General features: G+C 72.0%; 10 protein-coding genes. 6 read left to right on the top strand and 4 right to left on the bottom strand.

Annotated features, from left to right (window positions below; genetic code table 11):
* Positions 1–19: 19 nt before the first annotated feature.
* Complete coding sequence (locus IE273_RS38585; protein ID WP_189819800.1) at positions 20–415, bottom strand: hypothetical protein; 396 nt, start codon at positions 413–415, stop codon at positions 20–22.
* Between the two features lie 453 nt (positions 416–868).
* Here IE273_RS38585 and IE273_RS38590 point away from each other — a divergent pair, with 453 nt between their 5' ends.
* Positions 869–1042 (top strand): hypothetical protein, encoded by a 174-nt coding sequence (locus IE273_RS38590; RefSeq protein ID WP_014676396.1) that lies wholly within the window; start codon positions 869–871, stop codon positions 1040–1042.
* 146 nt (positions 1043–1188) lie between these two features.
* Here IE273_RS38590 and IE273_RS38595 read toward each other — a convergent pair whose 3' ends face one another.
* A complete protein-coding gene (locus IE273_RS38595) occupies positions 1189–2562 on the bottom strand; it encodes an amidase (RefSeq protein ID WP_189819801.1) in 1374 nt (457 codons plus the stop codon).
* 177 nt (positions 2563–2739) lie between these two features.
* Between IE273_RS38595 and IE273_RS38600 the strand changes: the two genes are divergently transcribed.
* Positions 2740–4776: an endo-beta-N-acetylglucosaminidase gene (locus tag IE273_RS38600; RefSeq protein WP_189819802.1), complete on the top strand. Its 2037-nt coding sequence runs from the start codon at positions 2740–2742 to the stop codon at positions 4774–4776.
* Between the two features lie 94 nt (positions 4777–4870).
* On the opposite strand, the gene IE273_RS38605 is transcribed toward IE273_RS38600, so the two are convergent.
* The gene (locus IE273_RS38605) at positions 4871–5572 is read right to left on the bottom strand and encodes a FadR/GntR family transcriptional regulator (protein ID WP_189819803.1); all 702 of its coding nucleotides are present in this window, start codon (positions 5570–5572) and stop codon (positions 4871–4873) included.
* Positions 5573–5736: 164 nt separating this feature from the next.
* Here IE273_RS38605 and IE273_RS38610 point away from each other — a divergent pair, with 164 nt between their 5' ends.
* From IE273_RS38610 to IE273_RS38625, 4 genes are read left to right on the top strand one after another with little or no spacing between them, the layout of a single operon-like run.
* Positions 5737–6801 (top strand): sugar ABC transporter substrate-binding protein, encoded by a 1065-nt coding sequence (locus tag IE273_RS38610; RefSeq protein WP_189819804.1) that lies wholly within the window; start codon positions 5737–5739, stop codon positions 6799–6801.
* A gap of 41 nt (positions 6802–6842) precedes the next feature.
* On the top strand, positions 6843–8351 hold the full coding sequence (locus IE273_RS38615) for a sugar ABC transporter ATP-binding protein (protein WP_189819805.1): 1509 nt from the start codon (positions 6843–6845) through the stop codon (positions 8349–8351).
* Positions 8344–9369: an ABC transporter permease gene (locus tag IE273_RS38620; RefSeq protein WP_058083055.1), complete on the top strand. Its 1026-nt coding sequence runs from the start codon at positions 8344–8346 to the stop codon at positions 9367–9369. The genes IE273_RS38615 and IE273_RS38620 overlap by 8 nt, the downstream gene beginning before the upstream one ends.
* A gap of 35 nt (positions 9370–9404) precedes the next feature.
* Positions 9405–10751: an L-fuconate dehydratase gene (locus IE273_RS38625; protein ID WP_189819806.1), complete on the top strand. Its 1347-nt coding sequence runs from the start codon at positions 9405–9407 to the stop codon at positions 10749–10751.
* A 2-nt stretch (positions 10752–10753) separates the two neighbouring features.
* Here the strand turns inward: IE273_RS38625 and IE273_RS38630 are convergent.
* The coding region (locus IE273_RS38630) for an IS110 family RNA-guided transposase (RefSeq protein ID WP_189819807.1) at positions 10754–11909 on the bottom strand (1156 nt) is incomplete at its 5' end.

Here is an 11909-nt window from a genome sequence, read left to right on the forward strand (position 1 = left end):
CAGGGCGGCCGCCGTGTCCTCAGTCGACCGCGCCGAGCCGCGCGTGGCGGGCCGCCACCAGTTCCAGCACCGTGCGCCAGTCCTCCAGCACGCCCGCGTCGAGGCCGGCCGTGCGGCTCTCCTCGCCGGCCTGGCGCAGCCGCAGCGCATCGTCGTCCGCCGGGTCCGCGTCCCCGCGGACCAGCCGGAACACCCGCTCCCCGAGCAGGGCGCGCACCGCCTCGGCCGCGCTGCGCGCCCGGGCCGCCTCGTCCTCCGGGCAGAGCACCGGCCCGATGCCCAGCACCAACCCGGCCACCTGGAGTTCCTTGTCGGCGGGACGGCCGCGGCGCAGCAGCGCCGCGGTCCGCAGCGCGTGCTGGGGCCGGCCGGCGTGCAGCAGATCCATCAGCTCCTCGACACTGCGCAGCTCCATGCGTCAGCCCTTCCGCGAGACAGCCGTTGCCGCGTCAGCACAACATGACGAGCTTGCCGCCGGGCCAACAGCACTTGAAGAGGTGTTCGTTCCTGTAGGCCACACGGGTGATTCACCGCGTCGTCCGAGTGAGCGGCTTGTTTCAAAAGGCCCCATATTAGGGGGTATTGAGGAGCCGCAGGAAGCATATCCGTTACAGCTTGTTTGCACTCCCTATCGAGCGGATGCCCGCTCATTTGGTTAATCTGGAGCCGACGGACACCAGCACCGGGGTTCCACCCACACCCACCGTCCGTCCTGGGGCGAGCCGGCGGACAACGGCCTGCTCTGACAGAGGAACCGGCGCCACCGCGTCCGAACTGGCCTTCCATCCAGACCCGAGCGGGCGTCGAGCACCGGAGCGCAGACTGTCCGGTACGCCCCGAGGGTGACCCGACACATAAGGAGTGCGCGGTGACACCGGAGAAGACGAATCGCGAGCAGCGCCCCAAGGAACACACGGAGCGCCCGGGCCGCCGGCCCGGAGAACTCGGCAGCCTCGACGTGTGGGCCCGGTCCGCCCCGATCCGCCTCGCGGGTTACGAGGACGACCTCGCCGAGCCCCACATCCTGCCGAGCGTGGACTGACCCCGGGTCGGTCCCGTCGCGATCGCCGCTCGCGTGGGCGTGACAGGCGCACGCCCACGCGGATCACAGAAGCAGTGGCCCGAACACCGCCCGCCGATCCGGCCTCCCGCACCTCGGACACCAGCCGCCGGTCCGGCCACCGCGCGTCACCTGCCGGTCGCCGGCCCCTCGCCCGGCTCCGCCACCGGTGCGGTCCGCCGCCACGGGCTCAGCTCCTCCAACTCCCGCGCCAGTTCCAGCAGCACGGCCTCCGTGCCCGGCCGGCCCACCAGTTGCACGGCACAGGGGGCGCCCGAGGGCAGACCGCCGGCCGGCACGGACATCGCCGGCCAGCCCGTCAGGTTCCACGGCGGGGTGAAGGGCGAATACGCCGTGTCGGCCAGCACGTTGCGCAGCCAGCCGCGCTCGTGCCACGGCCCGGCCTGCGGGGAGCGGCGGGCGAGGGCCGGGGTGAGCAGCACGTCGTACTCGGTGAAGAACGGCGTCAGCCGGGCGCGCAGCCGCTCGCGCGCCGCGCCGGTGCGGACCCGCCGGACGAACCGGCTGCCCACGGCCGCGTGCACCCGGGTCCGGCGGGCCAGCCGCGCCCGGTCCAGGCCCTGGGCGTCCACCGCCGTACCCGCCGTCCAGTGCTGGAGCGCGGTCACGCCGAGGGAGCGCGGGTACGGCGGCTCGGCCCGCCGCACCTGGTGCCCCGCCCGGGCCAGCGCCCCGGCCGCCTGCCGGACGGCGGTCGTATACGGTCTGCTCACGCTCACCCCCGCGAGCGGACTGCGCAGGCCGACGGCGATCTTCAGGCGCGACCCGTCCCGTGGCCGTAGGAACTCCGTGTCCGCGAGGACCGCCAGCATCAGCCGCAGGTCCTCGACCGTCGTGGCCAGCGGGCCGTTCTCCGACATGCCGAACCAGTCGCCGTCACCGATCCCCGCCGGCACCACCCCGTGCCCCGGTTTCAGTGTGACCAGACCGCAGTTCGCGGCCGGGATGCGCAGCGAGCCCATCCCGTCGTTGCCCAGCGCGAGGGGCACGAGCCCCGCGGCCACCGCCGCCGCGCTGCCCCCGGAGGAGCCGCCCGCCGTGCGGGAGGGGTCCCAGGGGTTGCGGGCGATGCCGTACGGGCCCTCCGTGGTGCCGAAGACGCACAGCTCGGGCACGTTCGTCAGCCCGACGACGACCGCGCCGGCCGCCCGCAGCCGGGCCACCGTCACATGGTCCTCGGCGGCCGGGGTGTCCGGGGTGGCGGCGGAGCCGTTGCGGCACGACTCGCCGCGCACCGCGAGATTGTCCTTCACCGCCAACGGCACGCCCGCGAGCGGCAGTCCGGTCAGATCGGCGCGGGACGCCAGCTCGTCGGCCTCGGCGAGCGCCGCCTCCGCCCGGACCTTGCGGAACGCCCCGATCCGGCCGTCGAGCCGCTCGATCCGCGCGAGGTGCCCGGCCACCACCTCCCTCGGCGTCACCCGCTTCTCGCGGACGGCGGCGGCGATCTCGGTGGCACTCCGGCCGGCCCAGCTGCTCACGGTCACTCCTCGTTACTCATGGGTACGGAAGGCGGGCAGGGAGAACTGTGCCCGCTCACGGGGCCGCACGTCGAGAGGACGTGCACCGTCATTGACTTCCACCGAAGGTCCCGACAACGATGTCACGGCGCAGTCGTCACAGCAGGTATGTTCCGTCCCTCATGGAGGCCTCCGCTCGTGAACCCCACCAGACGCACGGTCCTGATCGCCGCCGGCGCCGCCGCCCTGACCCCCGCGCTGCCCGTGCTGTCCGCGCAGGCGGCCCCGCGAGCCGCCGCCGCGACCCCGCCGTACGCCTCCTACTGGTACCCGGACTCGCTGCCCGCCGGCAGCCCCGGCCCCGGCATCACCTGGCGCAGCCTGAAGAGCTGGCGCGCCGCCGACGACCCCGACCTCGCGTTCAACGCCGCCTCCATACCGCTCGCCGCCCGCTTCACCCCGACCCCGGCCAACGCCACCGCCCGCTCCGGACAGGCCCGCGTCCAGGCCCTCGTCTCCTTCGGACCCACCTCCGCCAACCCCTCCCAGGGCTCGGCCACCGCCGACTACTACGCACTGACCCACTGGGCGTACATCGACGAGCTGGTGTTCTGGGGCGGCTCGGCCGGCGAGGGCCTGATCCTCGCGCCGAACGCCCCCATCGTGGACGCGGCCCACCGGCACGGCGTCCCCGTCCTCGGGAACATCTTCCTGCCCCCGGTTGCCTACGGCGGACAACTCCAGTGGACCCGGGACCTGGTGCAGAAGGACGCCACCGGCCACTACCCGCTCGCCGCGCAACTCGTCGCGGTCGCGGCGGCGTACGGCTTCGACGGCTGGTTCGTCAACGCCGAGACCAGCGGAGGCAACACCGCGCTGGGCACGGCCATGCTGGGCTTCCTCAAGGAGCTGAAGTCGCTCGCGGCGGCCCGGGGGCAACGGGTGACCTGGTACGACGCGATGACCGTGAACGGCACGGTCAGCTGGCAGGGCGCCCTGAACAGCCAGAACCAGGCGTTCTTCCAGTCCGCCGACGACATGTTCGTGGACTTCAGGTGGAGCGCGGCCACGCTCGCCGCCTCCGGCACGCAGGCGGACGGACTGGGGCGCAGCCGCTACGAGTTGTGGGCGGGCGTCGACGTCGAGTCGAACGGGTCCGGTACGTCCGTGAACTGGGACGCGATCGTGCCGACCGGCAAGCCGCACGTCACCTCGATCGGCTTGTACCGGCCCGAGTGGACCCGCAACCACCTGCCCGCCGACCAGCGCGCCCCCGAGGACTTCCACGCGGCCGACGACCGGTTCTGGACCGGGCGGTCGCTGGACCCGTCGCGGCCCGACGCGAGCGATCCGTGGCGGGCGCCGGCGGTGTCCGTGGCGGACCGGTCGACGGTGACCTCGGTGCCGTTCGCGAGCGTGTTCAACACCGGGCACGGGCTGCGGTGGTACGAGGAGGGGGCCGTCACCTCGGAGGCCCCCTGGAACCACCTCGGGCTCCAGGACCGGTTGCCGTCGCGGCGGTGGGCGGTCCGCACGGCGGGGGAGCGGCCGGCCGTGTCCTTCGACTTCGCCGATGCCTGGCGGGGCGGGAGCAGTGTGCTGGTCGCGGGTGAACTGGATCAACCAGCGGTGGTGGACCTCTACGCGACCCGGCTGCCGATCGGTGTGAACACGGTTGTCGAGCTGACCTTCCGCAGCGACTCCGGGAATGTGAACGTCGAGCTGGCGGTGGCGACGGCCGAACCGAGCACGCCGGGGGCGACACCGCCGTACACATATCTGGCTGTGAACTCGGTCAACAGCGGGGTGCGGGTTAGGTCGGTCAACGGCTGGCAGACCGTGACCGTACCGCTCACAGGTCTTGCCGGCACCGTCCACGCGCTCGGTGTCCGGCTCACCGCGACCGAGGGCCCGGTCCGCTGGCGGCTGGGCGGCCTGGCCGTACGCGACACCGTCACCGCACCCGCCGCCCCCTCCGGCGCCCGCGTCACCGCGGCGAACGGCGGCGACCTCCGCCTCGCCTGGTCCGCCGCCCCCGGCGCCGTCCGCCACTACACCCTGCACCGTCTCCTCCCGGACGGCACCCGCCGCTTCCTCGGCGCCACCGGCCAGCTCGCCTACTTCGTCGCAGGCCAGCGGCCCGAACAAGGGGAGACGGCCGCACGGTTCGAACTGCGCGCGGTGGGGGAGCTGTACAACGCCTCGGCCGCGGTGACCGTGACCTACCCCTGGTAGGCACCCGATCCCGGAACCGCGGGGAGTGGCGTCGGGGTCGTCAGGACTCCACCCAGGGCCACGACGCCACCAGCGGGGCCGTCGACGAACACCCCTAGCCGCCGAGCTGGGCCCGTAGCCACTCCTCCACCTCGCCCACGTGGGCCGCTGCCGCGGCCCGGGCCGCTTCCGGGTCGTGGGCGGCGAGGGCGCGGTGGATGGCGGCGTGTTCGCGGCGGGTGCGGGCGAAGGCGCCCTCCTCCTGGTAGCCGCGCCAGACGCGGGCGCGGAAGGTGCGCGAGGACAGGCCGTCCAGGATGGCGGCCATGGTCTCGTTGCCGGCGGCGGAGGCGATCTCGCGGTGGAAGGCGAGGTCGTGGGCGAGGATCTCCTCGGGGTCGTCGGTGGCGTTCATGGCCGCCAAGTGCTTCTCGACGGCGGCCAGTTGGTCGGCGGTGATGCGCGCGGCGGCCAGCGCGGTCGCCGTCGACTCCAGGATCCGGCGCACCTCCAGGAGTTCCACCAGGCGCGGACCCCGGGACAGGTCGGCGACCACCCCGAAGGTCTCCAGCAGGTCGCCGGCCTCCAGCGCGGTGACGTAGATGCCGGACCCGTGCCGTGCCTCCAGGACGCCCATGACCGTCAGGGCGCGGATCGCCTCCCGCATCGAGCTGCGCGAGATGCCCAGCCGAGCAGCGAGTTCCCGCTCGGTGGGCAGCCGCTGGCCCGGCTCCAGCCGGCCCTCGGCGATCATCGCCTTGATCTCCTCGATGGCGCGCTCGGTCACCGTGCCCTTCTGCGGGGCTGCCTCGTCCACGCCACTCCTCCAGTCACCGGGTGCGTCGCAGTCTAGCCAGCCGAGTGGTCCGACCACTACGCGTCGGCAGCCGGGATTTTCGCTGCAAGAGGGTGTTCCGCTGACCGAGTGGTCTGATAAGTATGCGGTCGTCTGCTCGAACCCCCTCGACGAGGAGCCGCGAGATGCCCGCCAGCACAGTGACCAAACGCAGCAGGTCCCGGATCACCGGCGCGGCGGCCCTGGCCGTCGGCGCCTCGCTCGTGCTCGCCGCCTGCGGCAGCACCAAGGACACCGCGAGCGCGGGAAGCGGCGGCACCGGCAAGGTCGGCGTGATCCTGCCGCTGCTGACCTCGCCGTTCTGGCAGTCGTACAACGACTACGTGCCCAAGATGGCCAAGTCCGAGGGCGTCGAGGTGCTGAAGACGGTCAACTCCAACAGCGACCCCTCGCAGCAGATCACCGACATCGACAACGAACTCAACCAGGGCGTCAAGGGACTGGTCGTCGCCCCGCTGGACAGCGCCGCCATCCAGGCCGGACTCGACCAGGCCGAACGCAAGGGCGTGCCGGTCGTCGCCGTGGACGTCGCACCCGACAAGGGCAAGGTCGCCATGGTCGTGCGCGCCGACAACGTCGCCTACGGCAAGAAGGCCTGCGACTACCTCGGGCAGCACGTGAGCAGCGGCAAGGTCGTGCAGATCATGGGCGACCTGGCCTCGGTCAACGGCCGCGACCGGTCCGAGGCGTTCCGGTCCTGCGTGAAGGAGAAGTACCCCAGGCTCAAGGTGCTGGAGATCCCCGCCAAGTGGGAGTCCGACACGGCCGCCGCCAAGCTCGACACCCTCCTCAACGCCAACCCCGACATCAAGGGCATCTACCTCCAGGCGGGCGGTGTCTACCTCGCCCCGACCCTCCAGACCCTGAAGTCGAAGAACATGCTCAAGGCGGCCGGGCAGAAGGGGCACATCGCGATCGTCTCCAACGACGGCATCCCGCAGGAGTACGAGGCCATCCGCAAGGGCCAGATCGACGCCACCGTCTCCCAGCCGGCCGACGCCTACGCCAAGTACGGCCTGTACTACATCAAGGCGGCGATGGAGGGGAAGAAGTTCAGGCCCGGCCCGACCGACCACGACTCCACGATCGTCAAGCTGCCCAGCGGCATCCTGGAGGACCAGCTGCCCGCCCCGCTGGTCACCAAGGACAACGTCGACGACCCCAAGCTGTGGGGCAACACGGTCCGATGAGCCACGGTCCGATGAACCACGGTCCGCAGAGCCACGGTCCGATGAGCGCCCCGCCCGTCGACGTCACACCGCTGGTCGAAGCCACGGACATCGTCAAGCGGTACGGTCCCACGGTCGCCCTGGCCGACGGCCGGCTCACCGTGCTGCCCGGCGAGTCCCACGCCCTCGTCGGCCGCAACGGCGCCGGCAAATCCACCCTGGTGACCATCCTCACCGGCCTCCAGGCCCCGGACGCGGGCACCGTCCGCTTCGACGGCGAGAGCGCGCCCCCGCTCGCCGACCGGGACGCCTGGCGCCGCAAGGTCGCCTGCGTGTACCAGAAGCCCACCGTCGTACCGGAGCTGACGGTCGCGGAGAACCTCTTCCTCAACCGGCAGCCGCGGGCACGCGGGCTGATCAGCTGGCGCCGGCTGCGCACCGAGGCCGCCGACCTCCTCGCCACCTGGGACGTCCACGTCGACCCGGAGGCCCGTACCGCCGAACTCAAGGTCGAGGACCGCCAGATGGTGGAGATCGCCCGCGCGCTGAGCTTCGGTGCCCGGTTCATCGTGCTGGACGAACCCACCGCCCAGCTCGACAACCGGGAGATCGAGCGGCTGTTCAGCCGGATGCGGGCGCTCCAGGACTCCGGGGTGACCTTCCTGTTCATCTCGCACCACCTGCAAGAGGTCTACGAGGTCTGCCAGACGGTCACCGTGCTGCGGGACGCCCGCTGGATCACGACGGCCCCCGTCGCCGAGCTGCCCAGGTCGGCCCTGGTGGAGGCCATGGCGGGGGAGTCGATCGCCGAGCACGCGCGGTCGCGCGGCACGGTGACCGGCACCGCCCCGGTCGTGCTCGACGTGCGCGGCCTGACCTCCACCACGTACGACGACATCGACCTCACCGTCCGCCGCGGTGAGGTCGTGGGACTCGCCGGGATCAGCGGCAGCGGCAAGATCGAGCTGGCCGAGACCCTCGCCGGACTGCACACCCCGGCCGGCGGATCGGCCCTGCTCGAAGAGGAGCCGCTGCCGTTCGGCGACGTGCGGGCGGCCCTGGACGCGGGCGTCGGCTGTGTGCCCCGCGACCGGCACGAGCAGGGCCTCGTCCCCGGCATGACCGTCGGCGACAACACCACCCTGAGCGTCCTGGACCGGCTCGGCCGCTTCGGGTTCGTCGGCACCGACCGCAGAAGTGCCTTCGCCACCGAGCTGATCGACCGCCTCGACATCCACACCGAGGGCCCCGGACAGCCCGTCTCCGACCTGTCCGGCGGCAACGCGCAGAAGGTCGTCATGGCCCGCGCCCTGGCCTCCGACCCCCGCCTGCTCGTCCTGATCAACCCGACGGCGGGCGTCGACGTGAAGTCCAAGGAGTCCCTGCTGGCCCGCATGGACAGCGCCCGCGAGGACGGCACGGCCGTACTCGTCGTCTCCGACGAACTCGACGACCTGCGGCGCTGCGACCGCGTCCTCGTCCTCTTCCACGGCCGCATCGTCGCCGAGCACCCGGCCGGCTGGCGCGACCACGAGCTGATCGCCTCCATCGAAGGAGTGGACCATGGCTGACACCAAGGCCCCGCCGCTCACCTCGCCCCGCCTGCCCGACCAGCGGGCCGCCCGGGCCGTGCTGCTCCGCCGCGCCCGCGAACTGGCGCTGGTACCGGCCCTGTTGCTGCTCATGGTGCTGGGCGCGGTGGTCAACGACTCGTTCCTCACCGAACGGAACCTGATCTCGATCCTGGGCGCGTCGGCCGCCCTCGCCATGGTGGTGCTCGCCGAGTCGCTGGTGCTCATCACCGGCAAGTTCGACCTGTCCCTGGAGTCGGTCGTCGGCATCGCGCCCGCTCTCGGGGCGCTCCTCGTCCTGCCCTCGGCGCAGGCCGGCTGGGGCACCGGGTTCCCGGCGCCGGTCGCCCTGCTCGCGATCCTCGTCGCGGGCGCGGCCGTCGGCGCCTTCAACGGCGTCCTGGTCGTGAAGTTCAAGCTCAACGCGTTCATCGTGACCCTCGCGATGCTCATCGTGCTGCGCGGGCTGCTGGTCGGCGCCACCAAGGGCAAGACCCTGTTCGGCATGCCCGACAGCTTCTCCTCGCTGGCCACCACCACCTTCCTCGACGTCCCGATGTCGGTGTGGCTGGCCGCCGTCGCCTTCGCCGTCACCGGAGGCGTGCTGAAGTACCACCGGGTCGGCCGCGCGCTGTACGCCATCGGTGGCAACGCGGAAGCCGCCCGCGCCGCGGGCATCCGCGTGGAGCGCGTGATGCTCGGGGTGTTCGTCGTCGCCGGTGTCCTCGCCTCCGTCGGCGGCATCATGCAGACCGGCTACGTCGGCGCGATCAGCGCCAACCAGGGCCAGAACATGATCTTCACCGTGTTCGCGGCGGCGGTGATCGGCGGCATCAGCCTGGACGGCGGCAAGGGCACCATGTTCGGCGCCCTGACCGGTGTCCTCCTCCTGGGTGTCGTGCAGAACCTGCTCACCCTCGCCCAGGTGCCGTCGTTCTGGATCCAGGCCATCTACGGCGGGATCATCCTCGTCGCCCTGATGATCGCCCGTGTCACCACGGGCCGCGCTCAGGACTGATGGACCGTCACCTTCTCCCGGCAGAAAGGACATCCGTGTCCGACGCTCCCGCCCGCGTCATCGCGGTCGACACCCACGACATCCGCTTCCCCACCTCGCGCGAGCTGGACGGCTCCGACGCGATGAACCCGGACCCCGACTACTCGGCGGCCTATGTCGTCCTGCGCACCGACGCCGCCGACGGCCTGGAGGGACACGGATTCACCTTCACCATCGGGCGGGGCAACGACGTCCAGGTCGCCGCGATCGACGCACTGCGGGGCCATGTGCTGGGCCGCGACGTCGAGGAACTGTGCGCCGACCCCGGCTCGCTCTTCCGGGACCTGATCGGCGACAGCCAGCTGCGCTGGCTCGGCCCCGAGAAGGGCGTGATGCACATGGCGATCGGGGCCGTCGTCAACGCCGCCTGGGACCTCGCCGCCCGGCGGGCCGGCAAGCCCCTGTGGCAGCTGCTCGCCGACGCCGAACCCGAGTGGCTGGTCCGGCAGATCGACTTCCGGTACATCACCGACGCCCTCACCCCCGAGGAGGCCCTCGACCTGCTCAGGCGCGGCCGGGCGGGAGCCGAGGAGCGCCGGGCCCGGCTCCTGGAGCGCGGCTTCCCCGCCTACACCACCTCCCCGGGCTGGCTCGGCTACGACGACGACAAGCTCGGCCGGCTCGCCACCCAGGCCGTAGCCGACGGCTTCCGGCAGATCAAGCTGAAGGTCGGCGCCGACCTCGACGACGACATCCGCCGCTGCCGGGTGGCCCGCGCCGTCGTCGGACCGGAGATCCGCCTGGCGGTCGACGCCAACCAGCGCTGGAACGTGGACGAGGCGATCCGCTGGACCAACGCCCTGGCCGAGTTCGGCCCGTACTGGATCGAGGAGCCCACCAGCCCCGACGACATCCTCGGCCACGCCGCCATCCGCCGTGCGGTCGGCCCCGTGAAGGTCGCCACCGGCGAACACGTGCAGAACCGCATCGTGTTCAAGCAGATGCTCCAGGCCGGCGCCCTCGACATCGTGCAGATCGACGCGGCCCGCGTCGGCGGGGTCAACGAGAACCTCGCCATCCTGCTGCTCGCCGCCAAGTTCGGCGTCCCCGTCTGCCCGCACGCCGGCGGGGTCGGCCTGTGCGAACTCGTCCAGCACCTGTCGATGTTCGACTACCTGGCCGTCTCCGGCAGCACCGAGGACCGGGTCATCGAGTACGTCGACCACCTCCACGAGCACTTCGTCACCCCGGTCGTCATCCGCGACGGCCACTACACGGCACCCACCGCGCCCGGTTTCTCCGCCGCCCTGCGCCCGGAGTCCCTCGCGCGCTACACGTTCCCCGGCGGCACCTACTGGGCCGCCGACCCCGACACCCAGAAGGGACGGGCTTCCCAATGCTGAAGTCAAGCCGCCGCGGGCCCAGGGGGTGCAACTTGGTAGCACCGTCGGTCACGGATCAGGGCCCACAGAACATTGACGCGTCGGCGGGCGAGCGCGAGCACCGCCTGGACGTGGCGTTTTCCCTCGGCGCGTTTGCGGTCGTAGAACTTCCGCGAGTTGGGGTCGAACTGGATGCTGACCAGCGCGGACGTATAAAAGACGCGTTGCAGGCGCCGGTGGTAGCGCTGGGGCCGGTGGAGGTTGCCGCTGATCTTGCCGGAGTCGCGTGGTGCGGGGGTGACGCCGGCGAAGGCGGCGAGGCGGTCCGGGGTGGGGAAGGCGTCCAGGCTGCCGCCGATGCCGACGAGGAGTTCCGCGCCGAGGACGGCACCGATGCCGGGCATGGACTGGATCACTTCGGCGAGTTCGTGCTCGCGAAACCGGCCCTCGATGAGCTTGTCGGTCTCGGCGATCTTCTCGTTGAGGGCCATCACCTCCTTCGCGAGGGTGTGCACCATCGTCGCGATCGCGCTCTCGCCGGCGACAGCGGTGTGCTGCCGCTCGGCGGCCTCGGCGGCCCTGGCGGCGAGGGCCTCGGGATTGCGGGCCTTGCGGTTGCGCAGCCAGGTCGTCAGACGGGCACGGCCGGTGCGGCGGATCGCCGCCGGGGTCTGGTAGCCCGTAAGAAGCAGCAGAGCTCCGCTGGTGCCGATGTCCAAGGCCCGCTCCAGGGCCGGGAACATGCTGTTCAGCAGGCCCTTGAGCCGGTTGGTGGTGCGGGTACGGCCGGCCACCAGGTCGACGCGGCGCTCCGTCAGCAGCTTCAGCTCGATGCTCGCGTCGTCGCCGGGCCGGATCGGCTGCAGGTCGCGCCGTATGCGGGCCTGGTCGGCGATCACGGGGGCGTTCCGGGCGTCGGTCTTGCCCGCCCCGCGGTAGCTGTCGGAGGCGCGGTTGACCGCGATGCCGGGGAGGTAGACGAGTTCCTGGCCGTGGTTGACCAGCAGGGCGATCAGCAGGCCGGGCCCACCGCCCGCCATGTCCAGCGCCCAGGTGACGTCCCGGCCGTCGGCGAGGTCCAGGACGTCGCCGATCAGTTTCAGCAATTCGGGTTCGTCGTCGGCCACCCGCCGCGACAGCGATGTCTCGCCCTCGCTGTCCAGGACCAGGCAGTGGTGG

This window comes from Streptomyces olivaceoviridis (assembly GCF_014650115.1).
In the GTDB taxonomy this organism is placed as follows: domain Bacteria; phylum Actinomycetota; class Actinomycetes; order Streptomycetales; family Streptomycetaceae; genus Streptomyces; species Streptomyces olivaceoviridis.

What these genes read in the sequence shown, in the direction of transcription:
- IE273_RS38585 (WP_189819800.1), bottom strand. Translation starts at nt 415, where the DNA reads ATGGAGCTGCGCAGTGTCGAGGAGCTGATGGATCTGCTGCACGCCGGC.
- IE273_RS38610 (WP_189819804.1), top strand. Translation starts at nt 5,737, where the DNA reads ATGCCCGCCAGCACAGTGACCAAACGCAGCAGGTCCCGGATCACCGGC.
- IE273_RS38615 (WP_189819805.1), top strand. Translation starts at nt 6,843, where the DNA reads ATGAGCGCCCCGCCCGTCGACGTCACACCGCTGGTCGAAGCCACGGAC.
- IE273_RS38620 (WP_058083055.1), top strand. Translation starts at nt 8,344, where the DNA reads ATGGCTGACACCAAGGCCCCGCCGCTCACCTCGCCCCGCCTGCCCGAC.